Annotated in this window: 14 protein-coding genes and 3 pseudogenes; 8 read left to right on the forward strand and 9 right to left on the reverse strand. The window is 67.0% G+C overall.

Features of this window, described 5'->3' with window-relative positions:
- The first annotated feature begins 252 nt into the window (after positions 1–252).
- The 3 genes from ACFUJY_RS06205 to ACFUJY_RS06215 all read left to right on the forward strand — a co-directional run bounded on the left by ACFUJY_RS06205 (position 253) and on the right by ACFUJY_RS06215 (position 4,227).
- Positions 253–1,218: an ROK family protein gene (locus ACFUJY_RS06205; RefSeq protein WP_383295226.1), complete on the forward strand. Its 966-nt coding sequence runs from the start codon at positions 253–255 to the stop codon at positions 1,216–1,218.
- A gap of 103 nt (positions 1,219–1,321) precedes the next feature.
- Positions 1,322–2,515, forward strand: coding sequence for a mannose-6-phosphate isomerase, class I (gene manA / locus ACFUJY_RS06210; RefSeq protein ID WP_383295229.1), 1,194 nt, complete (start codon positions 1,322–1,324; stop codon positions 2,513–2,515).
- Between the two features lie 392 nt (positions 2,516–2,907).
- On the forward strand, positions 2,908–4,227 hold the full coding sequence (locus ACFUJY_RS06215) for a cellulase family glycosylhydrolase (protein WP_383295232.1): 1,320 nt from the start codon (positions 2,908–2,910) through the stop codon (positions 4,225–4,227).
- A 155-nt stretch (positions 4,228–4,382) separates the two neighbouring features.
- Here ACFUJY_RS06215 and ACFUJY_RS06220 read toward each other — a convergent pair whose 3' ends face one another.
- Together ACFUJY_RS06220 and ACFUJY_RS06225 are read right to left on the reverse strand one after the other, a co-directional pair.
- Positions 4,383–5,414, reverse strand: a complete 1,032-nt coding sequence (locus ACFUJY_RS06220; RefSeq protein ID WP_383295235.1) for a LacI family DNA-binding transcriptional regulator — start codon at positions 5,412–5,414, stop codon at positions 4,383–4,385.
- Positions 5,411–7,819, reverse strand: coding sequence for a glycoside hydrolase family 2 protein (locus ACFUJY_RS06225; RefSeq protein ID WP_383295238.1), 2,409 nt, complete (start codon positions 7,817–7,819; stop codon positions 5,411–5,413). Before ACFUJY_RS06225 ends, ACFUJY_RS06220 begins: the two co-directional genes overlap by 4 nt.
- Positions 7,820–8,086: 267 nt before the next feature.
- Between ACFUJY_RS06225 and ACFUJY_RS06230 the strand changes: the two genes are divergently transcribed.
- From ACFUJY_RS06230 to ACFUJY_RS06240, 3 genes are all read left to right on the forward strand, one after another.
- Positions 8,087–9,409: an ABC transporter substrate-binding protein gene (locus tag ACFUJY_RS06230; RefSeq protein WP_383295241.1), complete on the forward strand. Its 1,323-nt coding sequence runs from the start codon at positions 8,087–8,089 to the stop codon at positions 9,407–9,409.
- 87 nt (positions 9,410–9,496) lie between these two features.
- Positions 9,497–10,468 (forward strand): carbohydrate ABC transporter permease, encoded by a 972-nt coding sequence (locus tag ACFUJY_RS06235; RefSeq protein WP_383295244.1) that lies wholly within the window; start codon positions 9,497–9,499, stop codon positions 10,466–10,468.
- Complete coding sequence (locus ACFUJY_RS06240; protein ID WP_383295247.1) at positions 10,465–11,367, forward strand: carbohydrate ABC transporter permease; 903 nt, start codon at positions 10,465–10,467, stop codon at positions 11,365–11,367. The genes ACFUJY_RS06235 and ACFUJY_RS06240 overlap by 4 nt, the downstream gene beginning before the upstream one ends.
- Positions 11,368–11,696: 329 nt before the next feature.
- Here the strand turns inward: ACFUJY_RS06240 and ACFUJY_RS06245 are convergent, their stop codons facing one another.
- The 6 genes and pseudogenes from ACFUJY_RS06245 to ACFUJY_RS06270 form a co-directional block, all read right to left on the reverse strand.
- Positions 11,697–12,542, reverse strand: a complete 846-nt coding sequence (locus ACFUJY_RS06245) for an SDR family oxidoreductase (RefSeq protein ID WP_383295250.1) — start codon at positions 12,540–12,542, stop codon at positions 11,697–11,699.
- A 93-nt stretch (positions 12,543–12,635) separates the two neighbouring features.
- Positions 12,636–13,066: pseudogene (locus ACFUJY_RS06250) on the reverse strand (heme-binding protein).
- Between the two features lie 267 nt (positions 13,067–13,333).
- Positions 13,334–13,486, reverse strand: a complete 153-nt coding sequence (locus ACFUJY_RS06255) for an oxidoreductase (protein ID WP_383295253.1) — start codon at positions 13,484–13,486, stop codon at positions 13,334–13,336.
- A gap of 373 nt (positions 13,487–13,859) precedes the next feature.
- Positions 13,860–14,447, reverse strand: a complete 588-nt coding sequence (locus tag ACFUJY_RS06260) for a cysteine hydrolase family protein (RefSeq protein WP_383295256.1) — start codon at positions 14,445–14,447, stop codon at positions 13,860–13,862.
- Positions 14,448–14,528: 81 nt separating this feature from the next.
- Positions 14,529–15,953 carry an MFS transporter gene (locus ACFUJY_RS06265; protein ID WP_383295259.1) on the reverse strand — a complete coding sequence of 475 codons (1,425 nt, stop codon included), beginning with the start codon at positions 15,951–15,953 and terminating at the stop codon, positions 14,529–14,531.
- Between the two features lie 31 nt (positions 15,954–15,984).
- Positions 15,985–16,443 carry a MarR family winged helix-turn-helix transcriptional regulator gene (locus ACFUJY_RS06270; RefSeq protein WP_383295262.1) on the reverse strand — a complete coding sequence of 153 codons (459 nt, stop codon included), beginning with the start codon at positions 16,441–16,443 and terminating at the stop codon, positions 15,985–15,987.
- A 231-nt stretch (positions 16,444–16,674) separates the two neighbouring features.
- On the opposite strand from ACFUJY_RS06270, the pseudogene ACFUJY_RS06275 reads away from it, so the two are divergent.
- Positions 16,675–16,887, forward strand: a pseudogene (locus tag ACFUJY_RS06275) (IS5/IS1182 family transposase); the annotation flags it as partial.
- Between the two features lie 108 nt (positions 16,888–16,995).
- Here ACFUJY_RS06275 and ACFUJY_RS06280 read toward each other — a convergent pair.
- Positions 16,996–17,852, reverse strand: a pseudogene (locus ACFUJY_RS06280) (helix-turn-helix domain-containing protein).
- Between the two features lie 137 nt (positions 17,853–17,989).
- Between ACFUJY_RS06280 and ACFUJY_RS06285 the strand changes: the two are divergent.
- Positions 17,990–18,685 carry an SDR family oxidoreductase gene (locus ACFUJY_RS06285; RefSeq protein ID WP_383295265.1) on the forward strand — a complete coding sequence of 232 codons (696 nt, stop codon included), beginning with the start codon at positions 17,990–17,992 and terminating at the stop codon, positions 18,683–18,685.
- Positions 18,686–18,997 lie beyond the last annotated feature (312 nt).

Below are 18,997 nucleotides of genomic sequence, written 5' to 3' on the forward strand. Positions count from 1 at the left end.
CCTCGCGGGCTGGGGCGGCGCCCCCCCCACCACACCCCCCCGCCGGGGTACCGCGGGCGGCGCCCGCGCTGGGGGGTGGGGCACCCCCCGCCCCCCCCCCCCCGGCTCGGCCGCACCTCGCGCGGGCTCCACTCCATACGCCTGAATTACTAAACCTTGACCTTAACTAAACCGTTTACTAGACAACGTTGTCATGACGGGTCAGAGTGTCCTCCGGAATGACGAATCCCATTGCTAAGAAAGGTGTGTGACGTGACTGTGTACGCAGCACTGGACATCGGCGGCACGAAGATCGCCGGAGCGCTCGTGGACGGCGCAGGCACGGTGGTGGTGCGTGCGCAGCGGCCGACTCCGGCACGGGAGTCCGCCGGTGAGCTCATGGCGGCGGTGACCTGTGTGGTCGACGAGCTGGCGGCCCACCCGATGTGGGACGAGATGGCCTGCTTCGGTATCGCAAGTGCGGGTCCGGTCGACACGGCCGCAGGCACGGTCAGCCCGGTCAACATCCCTGCCTGGCGGCGCTTTCCACTGGTCGACGAGGTGGCCGCCCACCCACGGCTGCCGGTGGGGCTGAGGCCGGTATTGACCGGGGATGCGGTGGCAATGGCCGCGGCGGAGCACTGGCTGGGGGCGGTGCGAGGGTTCGAGAACGCGCTGTGCATGGTGGTGTCCACCGGGGTGGGGGGCGGCCTGATCCTCAACGGTCGGCCCCACACCGGCCGCACGGGGAACGCCGGCCACATCGGACACATCACGGTTGACCTGGACGGTTCGCTGTGCCCTTGCGGCGCTCCCGGCTGCGTCGAGGGCTTTGCCAGCGGTACGGCAATAGCCGCACAGGCGCAAGCGGCTGGGTGGTCCGCGCCGGAGGGGGTGGCCCCGACTGCGGCTGCGGTCGCTGAAGCGGCCCGGGCGGGGAACCCCCAGGCGCTGGCAGCATACGAGCGGGCGGCCCAGGCACTGGCGGCGGCCATTGCGGCGACAGCGGCCATCGTCGAACTGGACATCGTAGTCGTCGGCGGTGGTGTAGCGCAGGCAGGCGACACGCTTTTCGCCCCCCTGCGCCGGCACATGGCCGACTATGCGGTTCTCGACTTCACCCGAGGATTGGCCGTCGTGCCGGCACTCCTGGCCCTTGACGCCGGTCTCATAGGGGCGGCGGCTGTCGCATCTTCGCAGCCGGGCGCCTCCGTCTTGGCGGCGGGGACGCGTCCGTAGCCCTTTCCGCATTGCTTCATCCGTAGAGCTCACGAAGAGAGTCATGGGGGCTGCGCCGCGACCATGGGGTCCGGTCGGCGGAGCCCCGTGAGGGGACCACCGTATGGACCGCATGATCAACACCATTCGCAACTACAGCTGGGGATCCACCACAGCCATCGCGGAGCTGACCGGAGTCGAACCGGACGGTGCACCACAGGCCGAACAGTGGATGGGAGCCCATCCGACGGCCCCGTCCATAGTCCGTCGACGCGGGGCGAGTCGGCCTCTTGACCAGGTCATCGAAGAGGAACCGGCTGCCGAACTGGGTGAGCACGTCCTGCGGCGCTTCGGTCCGCGCCTCCCCTTCCTGCTCAAGCTGCTGGCAGCGGAGGCTCCGCTCTCCCTCCAAGTGCACCCGGATCTGGCCGGGGCCGCCGCCGGCCACAAGCGGGAGAACGCTCAAGGGGTCCCCCTCGACGCCCCGCACCGCAACTACCCCGACAGCAACCACAAGCCTGAAATGATCGTCGCGCTCGGCCCGTTCGAGGGTCTCTGCGGTTTCCGCACCCCCTCGGACTGTGCCGGACTGCTGAGTGCGCTGAACGTTGACCTGTTGGATCAGCACTGCGCGACGCTGCGGTCGGCGCCGGAGGAGACCGCGCTGCGACAGGTCTTCTCGGCATTCCTGGCCGAAGGGCCCTCGCTCGTGGATGCCATCACACGTGCTGTGGCGCGCGAAGCACGAAGGTCCGGCCCCTACCAAGCTGCCTTCGACAGCTACTACTCCATCGCGAAGGCGCACCCGGGAGACCCCGGGCTGCTGCCAGCGTTGATGCTGAACCACTTCCGTCTCGCGCCGGGCGAGGGGCTGTTCCTCGGAGCCGGAATCCCGCATGCCTACATACGGGGCCTGGGAGTGGAGGTCATGGCGGCTTCCGACAACGTCCTGCGTTGCGGGCTGACTTCGAAGCACGTGGACTCCCAGGAACTCCTCCGCGTGATCGCCTTCTCCGCAGCTCCCGTACACGCTTTGCGGCCCACGGCCACGGCAACAGGCGAAGAGGTATTTGCCACCCCCGTGGACGATTTCCGCTTGTCGGTCCTCCGGCCTGGTCGGCATGGGGGCGCCGTGAAGCTCGACGCCTTCGCCCCACAGATCCTCCTGTGCACAGCGGGCGCAGTCTCCGTCACTGGCCCGGAAGGCGAACTGCCGCTGCCCGTCGGCAGTTCGGTCTACGCACCGGCCGGCGAACAGGTGACGGTCACAGGGAGGGGGACCGTCTACCGCGCCACCGTCGACGTGAGCTTCCCGTGAGTCACTGGCGCGGCACAACCACCAATTAAAACAAAGCTAAACTCAACCGGCTTTCCCAAAAAGGTTGCTACCCCGCTCCCGCGCCTCTAATCTCTCTTCCAGTTGCCCGAACTTCCCACACTCAGGGGACACTGGAACGCTCTCCACCCGAGCGTTTACGGGCAGCCAATCTCCTCGTTGGCCGGTGAGAGCCGCCTATGTTCCCGGCCAACGAGGATTCTCACACCCCGGCGACATCCTTCCTTTTAAATGGAACAGATTTCGGAAGACGACTATCTGCCGCTCATGCGGAGAAAGTCCGGGGCCAGAAGAGCTCGCCACTCGGCAGAGCGTGTCGCGCCGACGGGAATCCGTCCCCTTTCGTGAGCACGCCACCACATCGGGAGTAAGACATGAAAAGGACGCTGGCCACCGCAGCGGGAGCATTGCTGGCGATCACGGCTGTCACGCTGACCGTGCCCTCCACGGCTCAGGCGACAGAGGTCTCTACCGGGTTCCACGTCAGCGACGGCCGTCTGCTCGACGCCAACAACAAGGACTTCGTCCTGCGCGGGGTCAGCCACGCGCACACCTGGTACACAGCCAGGACTCCGCAGGCGCTCAAGGACATCAAGGCCCTCGGCGCCAATTCGGCCCGTGTGGTCCTGAGTACGGGCGACCAATGGACCAAGAACGACACCGCAGACGTCGCAGCCGTTGTTGCACAGTGCAAGGCCAGCCGTCTTGTCTGCGTCCTTGAGGCCCACGACACAACGGGATACGGCGAAGCCGGCGCAGCAGCCCCGCTGTCCCGCGCGGTGGACTACTGGAAGGGAATCAAGAGCGCGGTCGAGGGACAGGAGAAGTACATCATCCTCAACCTCGGCAACGAGCCCTACGGAAACACCGGATACGAGAACTGGACTTCCGGAACCGCCGCTGCCGTCAAAAGCATGCGGATCGCGGGATTCAAGCACACCATCATGGTGGACGCCCCGAACTGGGGCCAGGACTGGTCCGGCACCATGCGCGATAACGCCGCCTCGGTATTCGCCTCCGATCCCGACAAGAACACAGTATTCTCGATCCACATGTACGGCGTGTACGACACCGCCGCCGAGGTACAGGACTACCTGAACCAGTTCGTTTCACGAAAGCTGCCGATCGTCGTCGGTGAATTCGGCGACGCGCATTCGGACGGCGACCCCGACGAGGACGCGATCATGGCAACCTCTCAGCAACTGGGCATCGGCTACATGGGCTGGTCCTGGAGCGGGAACGGCGGCGGGGTCGAGTACCTGGACATGGCGACCGACTTCGACGCGAGTCGGCTGACTACGTGGGGCAACCGCTTCTTCAACGGCCCCAACGGTGTCAAGGAAACCGCGCGTGAGGCCAGCGTGTACAAAGACGGGTCCTGCCACGTGTCCTACAAGCTGAGTGACTGGGGCAGCGGTTTCAACGCAGACGTCACCGTCCACAACACGGGCACCACCGCGATCAAGGGTTGGCAGCTCCGGTTCCTCTTCCCGAGTGTGTCGAGCGTCGACGCCGTATGGAACGCCGAGCTGAGCCAGGAGGGCTCGTCAGTCCAGGTTACGAACACGTCCTGGACCGAGAGCATCCCGGCCGGCAGCTCGGTGAACTTCGGCATCACCGGATCCTCCTCGGCCTCCGCCAACGAAGTTCCCAGCTCCTTCACCCTCAACGGTGTCACCTGCACCACGGGCTGATCCCCTCCTCGTCGTCACAGCAAGCGGAAAGGCTTCGCACGGCGAGGAGCTCTCTCTTTCCGCGCCCCCGATCCGCGGCCTCCCCGCACCGGACAGCACTGCGGCCTCCCCGCCCGGTCCCGGCGGGGAGGCCGCAGTGTTCGCAGATGTCCTCCTCAGCTCCGGGAGGGTGCCTGTGCGGTGGAACTGCGCGGAGTGAGGGACGGGGTCGGCACCTGTATGGGGCCGGTGTGCGCACCCTCTATGAAGGCGAACAGAGTGCGCGCCACCTGGGCCCCGAAGCCGTGCACATCATGGCTCATGGCCGACAGCGTGGGATGCGTGATCCGACACAACTGAGAGTCGTCCCAGGCGAGCAGCGAGACGTCGTCAGGGACTACGAAGCCCATCTCCGCGGCGACCCCTGCTCCCGCCACGGCCATGATGTCGTTGTCGTACACGATGGCCGTCGGACGGTCAGCAGACATCAGCAGTGAGCGAGTGGCCCGCGCTCCCTCGCTCCCGTCAAAATTTGTCGTAAGCTGCCGGCCCTCTTCCAGCCCCAGTTCCCGGATCGTGGCCGTGAAGGCGCTGGATCGGATGGCGCTATGGCCGAGACTGACCGGACCTCCCACGCGGGCGATGCGCCGGTGGCCGAGTGCCGCCAGGTACCGGACGGCCTCAGCTGCGGCCGTGGCGTCGTCGGTCCACACCGCGGGAAAGGAACCGGTGAGAGACGGATGCCCGACGGCCACCGCCGGCAACCCGATGGCTTCCAGCGCTGGGACCCTCGGATCGTCTTCGTGGAAGTCGACCAAAATGGCCCCGGCGATCGTCTGGCTGCGCCACCAGGACTTGTAGAGGTCGATCTCCTCGTCGAGATCCCGCACCAGCCGCAGAAGCAGCGAGTACGACCGTTCGGCCAGGACGCTCTCGATACCTGAGATGAAGTCCATGTAGAACGGTTCAAGGCCCAACAGTCTGGCCGGACGGCACAGAGCAAGGCCGACGATGTCCACCCGCTGGCTGGAGAGGCTGCGCGCGGTGAGGTTCGGCGCCCACCCCAGCTCCTTCGCAGCCTCGAAGATCCGCTCGCGGGTGGCCTCCGAAACGCCCCGCTTCTTGTTGAAGGCCAGGGACACGGCCCCCTTGGAGACTCCGGCCCGGGCCGCTACGTCCTTGATGGTGACGCGTGCCGGACTGTTCACTTCGTATCCGCGCAGAACAGGGCGGCCCGCACGTCGTCGGCGGTCACGTCGCCACAGCCGTCGACTCGGATCCGAACCTGCTCACCTGGCAGCAAGGTGGTAAGACCGCAGTCGGCGAACGCGCTGGGGCTCAGCCGGTCCGCCTGAAGGAGAAGGTCCCTGACGAGGGTGTGCGCGTTGACCACGACGTCAAGCTTACTGCCGCTGCCCGGGACGGGTTCCACCACTACATCGAATGCGGGCTGTACGTAGCTGAACTCCTTGTCGGGGACCGGGAACCAGGTGGCCCGCAGGCCGTCCGCGTCGGCGACGAGGAACTCCGTGGTGCTGCGACCGGCCGGCAGGAGCCCGGCGGGCACGGGAAGCCGTACGACGGAGCGCGGCGCGACCGTCACCTCCTGGGCGCCGTGAGCGGTGACCGCCCCGCCGGCCTCGACGCGGCGCAGGGTCACCTCGGTGCGCCAGGGCGCGGCGGACTGGTTGATCACCGCGAGCACGGGTCCCTCGTCGCCCGCGCCCGCGGGTTGCAGGGTCAGCAGCCGGTCCGCGTACACCCGCCGCAGCTCGTGGTGGAGCGGCTTGAGGCGGCCGTCCCCGTCGACGGCGGCCCAGGAGCTGACCGGCCAGCAGTCGTTGAGCTGCCAGACGACGGTGCCCGCGCAGACCGGCCAGTGGGAGCGCCAGTGCTCGATGCCGGCGGCCACGGCGCGGGCCTGGACGACCTGGGTCAGGTAGTGCCAGCGGTCGAAGTCGCCCTCGGGCAGGGCGAAGTGGCGGGCGACCCCGCGGTCGAGCTTGCCGTTGCCGTCCTCGGCCTTCTGGTGGTGGAGCATGCCGGGCGAGTCGGGGGCCAGGTCCTCGCCGGGCAGTGCGCGCCGGAGCGTGGCCAGGGCGGGCGGGGCCTGCCAGCCGAACTCGGAGACGAACCGGGGGACGTTCGCGCGGTACTCGGCGTAGTCCTGGCGGTTCCACACCTCCCAGGAGTGGTAGGTGCCGTGGTCGGGGTCGTTGGGGTGGTGGTCCCACGATCCGGACCAGGGGCTGCCCGCGCTGTAGACGCGGGTGGGGTCGAGTTCGGCGACGATACGGGGCAGCAGGCCGAGGTAGTAGCCCTCGCCCCAGGAGTCACCGGCCAGGCCGGGCTCCCAGTCCCAGTCGCGGAAGCCCCAGAGGTTCTCGTTGTTCCCGTTCCACAGGACCAGACTGGCGTGCGGCATGAGGCGGACAACGTTGTCACGCGCCTCGGCCTCGACCTCGCCCCGCAGGGGCTGCTCCTCCGGGTAGGCGGCGCAGGCGAAGAGGAAGTCCTGCCAGACCATGAGGCCCAGTTCGTCGCAGGCGTCGTAGAACGCCTCGTCCTCGTAGATGCCGCCGCCCCATATGCGTACCAGGTCGACGTTGGCGTCGGCCGCCTGGCGCAGCCGGGTGCGGTAGCGCTCGGGGGTGATGCGTGAGGGGAAGACGTCGTCGGGGATCCAGTTGACGCCCCGGGCGAAGACCCGCTCGCCGTTCACGACGAGGGTGAAGCCCGTGCCGTGCTCGTCGGGGGTGCGGTCCAGTTCGACGGTGCGGAAGCCGATGCGCCGGTGCCAGGTGTCGAGCGGACCGGCGTCGTCGAGCAGGGTGACGTCGAGGTCGTACAGGGGCTGGTCCCCGTACCCGCGCGGCCACCACAATTGCGGGCCGTCCACGGTCAGTCGAAGCACGGCCTCGTCGCCCTCGAATCGGACCTCCGCCTCCTCGCCGGCCACCGTGGCCCGCGCTCGCAGGACGGTTGCGGTCCCGGCCTCCGTGCGCTCGACCCGGAGGCGTACCTCGACGCTGCCGCGGTCCTCGTCCACGGTGACGAGGGGGCGGACGGAGGCGAGGCGGGCGGTGGACCAGTGCTCAAGTCGTACGGGGCGCCAGATGCCGGCGGTGACGAGCGTCGGGCCCCAGTCCCAGCCGAACCCGCACGCCATCTTGCGGATGTACTGGAAGGGCTCGGGATACACGTTGGGGCGGTCCCCAGTGATCGCGCGGACCGCCTCGGCCTCCTCGTACGCGGAGGTGAAGTGCACCTCCAGACGGCCTGTCAGCCCGGTGGCGTCGAACCGGTAGGTGCGGTGCATGTTCCGGGTGGTCCCTAGTTCCCGGCCGTCGAATGCGATCCGGGCTGCGGTGTCCAGGCCCTCGAAGACGAGGTCGGTGCGCTCGTGTTCACTCTCGTGGGACACGTCGGTGGTGTAGGTCCAGGAACGCCGGCCGACCCAGGAGACCTCGGTCTCGTTGCGGTCGAGGAACGGGTCCGGAATGACTCCGGCTGCGAGCAGATCGGTGTGGACACAGCCGGGGACCCGAGCCGGGAGCTGATCCTGACCGTGACGCAGGGTCCAGCCTTCGGTGAGTGGGGTGATGTCCTTCATGTGCGGCTCCAATCGGCCCAGTACGCACGCTGACAGATGTACGACGCGGCACAACTTAGCCCGCAGATCGATCACTGTCTATAAACCGGTCTAGTCACGCATCGGTAACACGCAGGATTCTTCGAGTACGCGTGACCTGCACGCCAACGCCTGTCAGTAACGATTCGGCATCGCCGGGGAAACAAGTGCTTTACCGGTTCACTCCTTCCCTGTCATAGTGCCGACATCCGGCGCAGACCCGAGCCGCCGTCCAAAGGAGCAGGGCACATGGGGAAGACCAGGACACTCGCAGGTACGTTTTTGGCCATCGCGACCATGACGGTTACCGGCTGCAGCGGCAGCGGTTCACCGTCCACGGAGACGGCATCCGCCCCCGCTGACGCGAGCAAGGCGAGCGGCACCATCACGGTCCTCACTCAGCGGACGGACCTGATCAAGAGCGGGGCCATGAAGGCCTACGCGGCGGAGTTCAACAAGGTCTACCCCAAGATCAAGGTGAAGTTCGAGGGCCTCACCGACTACGAGGGCGAAGTCAAGATCCGGATGAACACGGACAAGTACGGTGATGTCCTGATGATCCCGGCGGCGGTCGCCAAGAACGACTACCCCAAGTTCTTCGCGCCGCTGGGTTCGTCCATCGAAATGGCGAGCAAGTACCGCTTCAGCGACAAGTCGGAGGTCAACGGCAAGACCTACGGCATCGCCCAGTTCGGTACGGCCAACGGCTTCGTCTACAACAAGGCCCTCTGGAAGAAGGCCGGCATCACCGCCTGGCCGAACTCCCCGGAGGAGTTCATCGCGGACCTGAAGACGGTCAAGGCGAAGACCGGGTCGACCCCTTACTACACCAACTTCAAGGACGGCTGGCCCCTGGTCCAGTGGTCCGCCAACATCGGCTCCGTCACGTGCGACAAGGAGGCCAACAATAAGCTGGCAGGCGCCGTCTCGCCCTGGAAGTCGGGCAGCGAACTGGGAGTGATCGACCACCTGCTCTTCGACATCGTCAAGGACGGCCTCTCGGAGAAGGACCCCAGCACCACCAACTGGGAGGCGTCCAAGAGCAAGCTCGCCAAGGGCGAGATCGGCTCCATGATGGTCGGCTCCTGGGCCATCAGCCAGATGCGCGACGCGGCCGAGAAGGCCGGGAAGAACCCCGACGACATCGGCTACATGCCCGTCCCCGTCCAGCAGGACGAGGGGCAGCAGTGCGCGACGCTCGTCTCGGACTACCAGCAGGCCGTCAACATCCACTCGGACCACAAGGAAGCCGCCCGGGCCTGGATCGACTGGTTCACGGAGAAGTCCGGCTACTCCGCCAAGGAGGGAGCCGTCCCCACCCTGAAGACGGCCCCCATGCCCGAAACCCTCAAGGAATTCGTTGACAACGATGTCACCTTCGTCGAGCGCTCCGAGCGCAAGACGGGCGCGGTGAACGACATCGACAACGCCGCCGAGATCGGCCTCAACAAGCCCGACTACCGGCAGAAGCTGATCGACATCGCCCGCGGGGCGCAGAAGGGCAACGCCGAGAGCTACTTCGGCGAGCTGAACAAGAAGTGGAACGACGCCGCGAAGACCGCCGGTTCCTGACCCGGCACGGGCCCCGGCCGGGGGGAGACCGGCCGGGGCCGTCCCGCGCACACCCGCATGACCGACGCGGACGACGAAAGGCCCGACATGACCGAGACGACCGAGGCGGTGAGCGTGAAAACGCACCGTGCGACGCCCCACCGGCGCGGCACCTCCCCCAAAGGCTTCGGCCCACGGACACGCGGCACCCGGGGCTGGTCGCTCCGCCGTGCCACGCCCTGGCTGTTTCTGGTGGCGCCCCTGGCCCTCCTGATCACGTTCACCTACGTGCCCGTAGGAAACATGATCTATTACAGCTTCACGGACTGGGACGGGGTCAGCCCCGACCGGAACTTCACCGGAGCGGACAACTACGTCCAGATCTTCACCCGGCCGGAAATCTTCCGGGTGTTCTTCGTGAGCTTCTACTACCTGGCGGCATCCGCGGTCCAGATCGTGATCGCGCTGTATTTCGCCACGGTGCTCAGCTTCGACCTGCGGTTCCGCAACCTGTTCAAAGGGCTGCTCTTCTTCCCCTACCTCATCAACGGCGTCGCCATCGGCTTCGTCTTCCTGTACTTCTTCCAGGACGGCGGCACCCTGGACACCGTGCTGTCCTGGTTCGGCCAGAACCCCGACCACGCCTGGCTGGGCGACCCCACCTCCGCCAACACCTCACTCGCCGGCGTCTCGGTGTGGCGCTACACGGGCCTCAACTTCGTGCTCTTCCTCGGCGCCATCCAGTCCATTCCCGGCGAGCTGTACGAGGCCGCGCAACTGGACGGCGCGAACAAGTGGGAGCAGTTCCGGCACATCATCGCCCCGAGCATCCGGCCCGTACTGAGCCTGAGCGTCATCCTCGCGATCTCCGGCTCGCTCGCCGTATTCGAGATTCCCTGGATCATGACCGGCGGTGCGACCGGCACCTCGACCTTCGTCATCCAGACCGTGAAACTCGCGTTCCAGTTCAACAAGACCGGGCTGGCATCGGCGGCCGCCGTGGTGCTGCTGCTGATCATTCTGCTGATCACCTGGATCCAGCGCCGGCTCGTGCCCGACGAAAAGGTGGACCTCGTATGACCACGGCCCCGCAGACCTCGGCCCCGAAAACCGCGGGCCGCACCCGCACCGCACCCAGCCGGCGACGCGTCCGCCTGCGCGGCCGGATCGGGCAGACACTCGTCTACGTATCGCTCGTCGTGGCCTCCCTGGTGGTGGTCCTCCCGCTCGCGGTCGTCTTCCTCACCTCACTGAAGACCTCCTCGGAAGCCACCGACGGCGGCGCCCTCTCGCTCCCGGGCAACTGGCTGAACTTCGACAACTACGCGACCGCGTTCTCCGACGGCCACATGCTGACGGCCTTCGGCAACACCGCGTTCATCCTGCTGTTCTCCATCACCGGCACCGTGCTCATCGGCTCGATGACCGCCTACGCCATCGACCGCTTCGACTTCCGGGCCAAGAAGCTCGTCATGGCCCTCTTCCTCATCGCCACCCTCGTACCCGGGGTCACCACACAGGTCGCCACCTTCCAGGTCGTCAACAGCTTCGGCCTGTTCGACACCCGCTGGGCACCGATCCTGCTGTACATGGGCACGGACATCGTCTCGATCTACATCTTCCTGCAGTTCATCCGCGGCATCCCGGTCTCGCTGGACGAAGCCGCGCGGCTGGACGGAGCGAACTCGTTCACGATCTACCGCAAGATCATCTTCCCGCTGCTCAAGCCGGCGATCGCGACCGTGGTGATCATCAAGGGGATCACCGTCTACAACGACTTCTACATCCCCTTCCTCTACATGCCGTCGGAGGAACTCGGCACAGTCTCCACCGCCCTGTTCCGCTTCAAGGGGCCCTTCGGAGCCCACTGGGAGAACATCTCGGCCGGCGCCGTCCTCGTCATCGTCCCCACGCTGGTGATCTTCCTGTTCCTCCAGCGCTACATCTACAACGGCTTCGCCCAGGGCGCGACAAAGTAAAAACGCTCAGCCAAACCGCTTCCTGCGCAGCCAGATCGCCACCGAATGGGATGGTGTCGCAAACCACTCGACACCATCCGGTGCAAACATGCAGCTCAGAGAGGCGTGGACCGAGACCGTGAAGCGATCGGCTTTGGTCCGAAGTCGGTCGTAGCGGTAGTGAGAGGGCTCGTTGACCACATCACCCCCCTATAAGCGTCGCTGTGGTCATCGAGGAGGTGGTCGATGGCGGTCAGGTGATCCAGATCGAAATTCAGCCAAGCCGCCAGACGTGGACGCGCGCAACAGTCCCGAACGACGGCTGACGGCCTTCTCGGGTCTGCAGGAAGTCAGTCCCGAACCCGTGTGGCCGAACTGATGTCATACGCCTTCTGCACGAGGGCGGGGCGGCTGCCGTCGTTGAGCTTCCGGTCCCACAGGGCGTCGACTTGCCGGCGGGCCTGTGGCTCCATCTCTTCGGGGAGCAGGTTGCGGTAGCGGCTCTCCTCGCCGAGCAGGACGCGTACCGTGCGCTCGATGACCGGCTCCGGGTCGTACTGCTCGTGCGGGAAGGACAATTCGGCGTAGTCGTAGAGGCGGTCGGCGGGGTCGTCGCGCCATTCCTTCCACGTTTCGAACATGGTGTCGTTGAAGCCGGTCAAGAACGGGCCGGGGTTGATTGTGGCGACCGTGACGCCGAACTCGGCCAGCTCCTGGTCCAGCGCGTCGGCGAACGCCTCCACCGCGTGCTTCGATCCGGCGTACGCACCGGTGAACGGGTCGACGGTGAGTCCGGCGACCGAGGACATGAAGACGATCCGCCCCCTGCGACGCGCCGCCATCCGACGGGCGATGCCCTGAGTGAGCAGGACAGGCCCGAAGACGTTCACCTCGAACTGGCGGCGCAGCCGCTCCTCAGGGATATCAGCGGTGGCACCACCCTCGGAGACACCGGCGTTGTTGAGGAGGACCTCGACGTCCCAGGACCAGGCCCTCTCGCGGTCGCCGGGATCGATGACGTCGAGTTTCTCCACGCGCAGTTCGACACCCTGCTCCCGCGCGTCGGCGCGCACCGCGCTGACCTGGGCGATGATCTCCACTCCTGCGATCACCTGGTGCCCGGCCGCTGCGAGCCGCAGCGCAACCTCCTTGCCGAAGCCGCTGCCCGCTCCGGTGATGAGAATCGGTCCCGCCATGGTGGATGAGCCTTCCTGTGCTGGTGCCGGGCCTGTTCCCGGCACCGGTCCCTGGATGCCCCCGCCCAGCCGCCGGATTCGCGACCGGCTTGCCTAAAAGGCCGCGGCCTTGGCCACAGCGCTGTCCTGATCCGGTGAGGCGCCGTGGACGCCGACCGCACTCACCACCTCTCCATCGCCCCTGAGCGGTACCCCGCCCGGGAGGAGCAGCTCTCGGTCCAGCCCTGACAGCGCCATGCCCCAGAACTGCCCGCCCGGCTCGGAGTCCGGGCCAGATCGCCGGTGGAGGACCGCACCAGAGCGCTGGTGTGCGGCTTGTCGATGGAGTGCTCGATGCTGCCGAGCTGGGATCCGTCCATCCGTGCGTGAGCGACCAGGCTGCCGCCTGTGTCCGCGACGGCGATGTTGCTGAGGGGACCGATACGCTCCGCCTCGGTGATGCCCGCATCGATGATCCAGCGGGCATCCCCTGAGACCCACGGTGTGTGTGCTGTGCATACGAAAGACGGTAGATCCTTGAGCATGAGGACGCCTTCCGGCAGCACCCTCCCGGCTTTCCGTCACGAGAACGGATCCCAGGACGTCGTCAACGCTCATTTGCCTGGCACAACGCCGTCCCCCGCAACGAAACAGTCTTCCGACCCGTTCGCGCGGTTCACGCAGACCGGTGACTCAGCGGCGGCGGGCGCCACCGGACGACGCCTCATTTCTGTATCACGGGTGGGTTGGCGATCCGGACCGACACCCATGATCAGGCTGAGGACAAGGGCCCTGATATGCGACAGTCCCGGTCAGACGGGCTCGCCCATCGGCCGGACGGTCGGGGTGTTGAGATCGACGCCTGTGGGCTGGTCGAGGGCGTAGTAGATGGCCTCGGCGATGGGCCGGGGCGGCAGGGCGAAGGAGGGGATGCTGGTGCCTGTCCAGAACGGTGGGTCGATCATGCCGGGGTTGGCCAGAGTGACTCCGATGCCGCGGGTCGTGGCGTATGGAGGTCGACGACCATGTGCCGGGCGCCGCTGTGCCGGACCGCGTTGGTTTGCCGCTTGATTTTCCCCCGCGAGCACGGGCCATACAGTCGAAGCGGCGCCCGGAGCCACCTCCTATGGCTTCGGGCGCCGCTTCTCGTGGTGCGCTGACGAGTGCGGGTGGGAGCGATGTAGCGCCTGGCGGCAACCGTGAGGTCGAGGGCCAGGGCGAGACCAGGACACCTCGGAGCACAGCGTTGATCGCACCTCCGCACAAGTCGGACAAGCTCATGGTGAGTTGACGCATCCTGTGATCCACCAGCCGAGGGAGGTGGGTGGCACCTCCTGGCTAGACCGCCAGGGCGGGCAGGTCTGAGGTAGTGATGACGTCGGCCTGGGTCGGGAAGATCTTCTCGGTCAGGACCCGGTGTGTCTCGGCGTCGGGGTCGGCGGTGGCGTCTGCGAGCACGAAGGTGCGGTAGTCCGCGTCGGCGGCGTGCCGCAGTGTGGAGAGCACGGCGCCGGAGGTGGCGATACCGGCGAGGATCAGCGTGTCGATGCCCCGGGCGTGCAGGCGGGTGTGAAGGTCAGTGGTGCTGAAGGCGCCGACGCGCGTCTTGCGTACCACCAGGTCCTCCTCTCGGATGTCCAGCCAGGGGTGGACCTGCGTCTCGGGGGTGTCGGCGCCGAAGAGCTTGTGCTGTCCCACGGGGGCGAAGGTCTTGTTGTGCGGGGGGATTGCCTGGTGGTCCTGCTCGGTGAAGGCGACGCGCACGAAGCAGACCTGGACCTGCGTCTTGCGAGCCCAGGCGAGCGCGTCGCCGACGCGGGCCAGCAGCGTCTCGGAGTTAGGGAACATCCCCAGGCCGCCGGGCTGGAAGTCCATCAGCACCAGAGCGGTACGGGCCGTGTCGATTGGGGCGAGGGGGGCAATCATGGGTGCGTTCTCTCTCTGCTGAGCTGATTGTTGATTGGGCTTGGCCAACCGGGCGATTCGCTATGCAGGTCCCGGTGGGTTCTACCTGGCGGTCCTGCCCGGGAGGGTGCGGTCGAGGACGGAGACCAGGAGCAGGACCAGGCTGACGCCGATCATGATCCAGGCGATCAGATGAATGCCAGGGTCACTGACGCTGGTGTGAAAGACGAGTCCGGTGATGGCTGAGGAGGCGATGGAGCCGACGTAGCCGAAGGTGCGCAGCAGTCCAGAGGCGGTGCCGAGTTGGTCCGGCGGCGCCTGGGCGTACAGGGCGGTCTGGTTGCCCGCAGCGGCGAAACCCACCACGAGGCCGAAGAAGAGGGTGATGATCACTACCCAGCCGATCCAGGCGGATGCACTGAGCACGAGCACCCCGGCCGAGCCGATCACGCAGGCGATCGCGGCGGCGATGACGGGTCCGCGGACCAGGTTGCGTCGCGCGACCGGCGAGATGATCAGGCCGGAGACCAGCGTCATCGGAAGCAGCAGCAGGCCAGCCTGCGTTTCGCTGAGGCCCCGCACGCTCTCGACCCACTGGGTGATGCCGTACAGCACCACGTACTGGCAGAGCAGGGCCAGGCCGAAGCGCAGGTAGGTGCGGGAGAGCGGTTTGTTGGAGCTGAGCATCCGCACGTCGAGGAAGGGGGCTGAAGCGCGCAGTTCCCACAGCACAAGGGCGGTCCACAGCACGACGGAAATGCCCAGCAGGTACCAGTGCGCGATGGGGAGGAAGAACAGGAACAGCAGCAGGGCGATCATCGCGGCGGCGAACCCGGTGATGCCGGCGATGTCCAGGCGGACGGCCACCTCGCGCGGTCGGAGCGGGTGCTTGAGCGGCCCATCCGGCCTGACCCAGACGAGGGTCGCAGCGACGGCTATCAGCCCGACCGGCACATTGATGAGGAAGACCGAGCGCCAGCCAAGCCCACCAACCAGGACGCCGCCGAGCGGGAGGCCGAGGGACGCGGTGGCGATGCCGGCGATCTGCAGACCGCCGAGTACGCCGCCCGGTGGCTTGTCCAGTCCGGCATCGTGAGCCCGACGCCGGATGAGGAGCATGGCGGTGGGATAGGCGCAGGAGGTGCCCAGTCCGATCAAGACGCGGCTGATCAGAAGGGTGATCAGGTTCTGGGCGAATGCGCCGAGCAGTCCACCGGCGGCGACCAGGATGGTCCCGGCCAGAAATACCCGGCGCGGTCCGAGGACCTCGGCGGCTTTGCCTGCGGTGGGCTGAGCAATCGCGCTGGCCAGGTAGAGGGCGGTGACCAACGCCGCGGTCTGGCCGATCGGCACGCCGATTCCGTGCGCGATCGGCAGTAGGGCGGTGGCGATCAGGGAGCTGTTGATGGGGTTGAGGGCCGAGCCGATGAACAGGGGTGTGGTGAACCGCCACGAGAACGCGCGCTCCTGCGGGATCGCGGTTTCGCGGTTCGCGACGGAGAGGCGGGCCCCGGATGGTGCGGACATGAAGGCTCCCGGTGGTGCGGGGAAATTGATGCTAGAGACGTTCCGCGAGCCGCTCGATCAGGGGCGCAGCAGCGGAGAGGGTTTCGATGTCCGCGTCGGCGAAGGACTCCTGGAGGACCGCTGTGACCTTGTCGACCACGGCGTTGCGTCCGGAGTGGACAGCCACCTCACCGTCCACGGTCAGGCTCAGAGTCGAACGGCGTCTGTCCGTCGCGTCCGGGCTGCGCGAGACCAAGCCGAGTTCCTCCAGGCTCGCGATGGTCGCCCCCATCGCCTGCGGGGTGATCTGCTCGCGCCTGGCTAGGTCGGAGATCGTCATCGGGCCGAGCCGGTCGAGCCGTGACAGAGCGGTGAGCTGCGGGTTGGTGAGCTCATCAACGGTCGTCACCTCCTGGATACGGCGCTTGAACGCACCGATGGCCATCCGCAGCCGATTGGCCGTCTCACGGACACCTGGCACCTCGGCCGGTTGGTTCTCAGCTTCACTCATACCTTAAGGCTAGCCTTCACAGCCCAGGCTTGCAAACTTGGGCTTCATATTTTCTCGACACCACGGCGGCCCCGCCGACCGGCAGCGCAGGGCCGACCGGCACGGCGGCACAGCCCGTTCCCATACGGCTGCTGGGCGAACAGGTGCGTAACACTGAGTGACGACCGAGATTCCGTTCACCATGAAGGTCGACAGGGGCAGCGGGCAACGGGAGAGATGGGCTCGACGTACAAAGCACCGATCCAGGCAAGTCAGAGGCGGCATGCGATAGGACCCACGCCTGGCAGAACGCCTTCTACCGCCTCGCCCGCCGCTATAAGCGCCGGGGGGACTGCCATCGACGCTTTCTTCGACCTGGCCGACTCCGTCATCACCTTTCGTAGTCTGATTCGACGGGCATGGACGACCCACCGCTGCGACGAACGCCCGATCTGCCGCCCATGAGAGCACGCCTGCCTGGCAGCCCCTCGTTGGCGTTGACAGCGAGCTGTCTGTCGTCGGTGGTCGGTGCGCCGGCTGCGGGCCACGGGGGTCGAGTGCGCCCGCCGACTGCTATCCCGGGGTGCTGTCTTCGGTCATGGTCTGGGTGCCGATGACGTTCAGGAGCCGGAGCCGGTCGGCGGCATCGCTGCCAGGAGCGGCGGTATAGGCGACGATGCGCAGATCGCTGCTGGGAGCCGTTAGCACGTCACAGTCGAATGTGATTGCGCCAGCATCGGGGTGCTGGACGGTCTTGGTGTCCGACTCATGGACCCCCACGATGCCCGTGTCCCACAGGCGTGCGAAGTCGGTGCTGGCACCCCGCAGGTCCTTGACCAGGGAGCGTAGGCCGGCATCGGCCGGGTAGCGGGCGGTCGCCGCCCGGAGATCGGCGACCACGGCCGCCTCGAACCGGGCCTCCTGCTCAGGGGTGTGGCTGACCCGGCTGGGCAGACCGGCGAAGTGCCGCCAGACGATGTTGCGCTCGCGTCCGCGCAACGCGGACGGGTCTCCGAACAGGGCCGCCCACAACGGGTTCCACAGAATCAGGTTCCAGGCGGCGTCATGCACGCTCAGCGGTGAGCCCTCCAGCTGGTCGAGCAGCCTTCGGACCCCAGGTGGAATGTGGGCCGGCAGCTGCCCGGGACCGGCGCCGGCTGGCCCGCGAGGAGAAACAGGTATTCACGCTCGGCTACCGACAGCCGCAGGGCACGGGCCAGCGCGGACGGGACCTGTGCCGACGGGGACGTAGCCCGGCCCTGTTCCAGGCGGGTGATGTAGTCCACCGACAGGCCGGCAAGCTGGGCCAGTTCCTCGCGGCAAAGTCCGGCGGCCCGACGTACCCCGCCCGCGGGCAGTCCGACCGTGGCAGGGGCGATCCGGTCCCGCCAGCCGTGCAGGGCTCTGCCTAGTTCCCTGGATTCGCTCACCCTCCCAGTATCGCGCCGCTGTGCCCGGACAGCCTGGTACTGCTGGTCCGCTGGCTGAGGCGGGCACTACCTGTTCGTCTGCGGTGCGCCGACGGTGGAGATATCACCGACCCACCGATCACCATCGGAGTGAGCACATGACCACCACATTGATCACCGGAGCGAACAAGGGCCTCGGTTTCGAGACGGCTCGCCGCTTGATCGAGGCCGGGCACACCGTCTATGTCGGGGCACGCGATGCACACCGCGGCCGAACGGCGGCCGAGAGGCTCGGCGCCCGCTTCGTTCAGCTCGACGTCACCGACGAGGACTCCGCCAAAGCCGCCGCCGAATTCGTCCGCGCGGACGCCGGCCGCCTCGACATCTTGATCAACAACGCCGGGATCGTGGGCGCGCGCAAGCCAGTCGGCGAGGTCACCGGGGCCGACATGATGGCCACGTACGACACGAACGTCTTCGGCGTCGTGCGCGTCACGCACGCCTTCCTGCCCCTGCTGGAAGCAAGCGACGCCCCGGTCGTCGTCAACGTCAGCAGCGGTCTGGGCTCGCTGGCGGCGTGCGCCGACCCCAGCCGGTTGGAGTTCCAGGTGACAATGCTGGACTACAACTCCTCCAAGACCGCGCTGGTCATGGTCACCTCACAGTACGCCAAGGCGTTCCCCGCCATCCGGTTCAACGCCGTCGACCCCGGCTACACCGCCACCGACCTCAACGGCCACCACGGCACCCAAACCATCGAGGAGGGCGCGGAGATCATCGTCCGCATGGCCTCGATCGACGCCGACGGCCCGACCGGCGGCTTCTTCGACAAGACCGGCCCGGCCATCTGGTAATGATCCGGTCGCTGATACGTGGGCGATGGCGCCCAGCGGATGGGCCGGGACGTAAGCCGACCGCTCAGGCAACAGCGTGGCAAGTCGGTCCCAGAGCGGTTCGGTCACCCATGATGGCGGAACAGGCGCAGGTCTCCCCGTTGATCACACAGCGTTGCAACTCCAGGATCACCAAGATCTGTGCCGGCTTCGCTGACAAGGGCGCCGCGCGCCCATCTGCGCGACCTCTAAATCTCGGGCCGGCAACGGCTACAAGACCCAAGCCGTGGAGCTCAGCCAAGCTAGTGCTCTGACCGGAAACGATCACCGGGT

This window comes from Streptomyces sp. NPDC057249 (assembly GCF_042669245.1).
Taxonomy (GTDB): Bacteria; Actinomycetota; Actinomycetes; order Streptomycetales; family Streptomycetaceae; genus Streptomyces.

Bases quoted from the DNA above. Each gene is read 5' to 3' on its own strand.
- manA (WP_383295229.1), top strand. From the start codon at position 1,322: ATGGACCGCATGATCAACACCATTCGCAACTACAGCTGGGGATCCACC.
- ACFUJY_RS06215 (WP_383295232.1), top strand. From the start codon at position 2,908: ATGAAAAGGACGCTGGCCACCGCAGCGGGAGCATTGCTGGCGATCACG.
- ACFUJY_RS06225 (WP_383295238.1), bottom strand. From the start codon at position 7,819: ATGAAGGACATCACCCCACTCACCGAAGGCTGGACCCTGCGTCACGGT.
- ACFUJY_RS06230 (WP_383295241.1), top strand. From the start codon at position 8,087: ATGGGGAAGACCAGGACACTCGCAGGTACGTTTTTGGCCATCGCGACC.
- ACFUJY_RS06235 (WP_383295244.1), top strand. From the start codon at position 9,497: ATGACCGAGACGACCGAGGCGGTGAGCGTGAAAACGCACCGTGCGACG.
- ACFUJY_RS06240 (WP_383295247.1), top strand. From the start codon at position 10,465: ATGACCACGGCCCCGCAGACCTCGGCCCCGAAAACCGCGGGCCGCACC.
- ACFUJY_RS06245 (WP_383295250.1), bottom strand. From the start codon at position 12,542: ATGGCGGGACCGATTCTCATCACCGGAGCGGGCAGCGGCTTCGGCAAG.
- ACFUJY_RS06255 (WP_383295253.1), bottom strand. From the start codon at position 13,486: ATGATCGACCCACCGTTCTGGACAGGCACCAGCATCCCCTCCTTCGCC.
- ACFUJY_RS06260 (WP_383295256.1), bottom strand. From the start codon at position 14,447: ATGATTGCCCCCCTCGCCCCAATCGACACGGCCCGTACCGCTCTGGTG.
- ACFUJY_RS06265 (WP_383295259.1), bottom strand. From the start codon at position 15,953: ATGTCCGCACCATCCGGGGCCCGCCTCTCCGTCGCGAACCGCGAAACC.
- ACFUJY_RS06270 (WP_383295262.1), bottom strand. From the start codon at position 16,443: ATGAGTGAAGCTGAGAACCAACCGGCCGAGGTGCCAGGTGTCCGTGAG.
- ACFUJY_RS06285 (WP_383295265.1), top strand. From the start codon at position 17,990: ATGACCACCACATTGATCACCGGAGCGAACAAGGGCCTCGGTTTCGAG.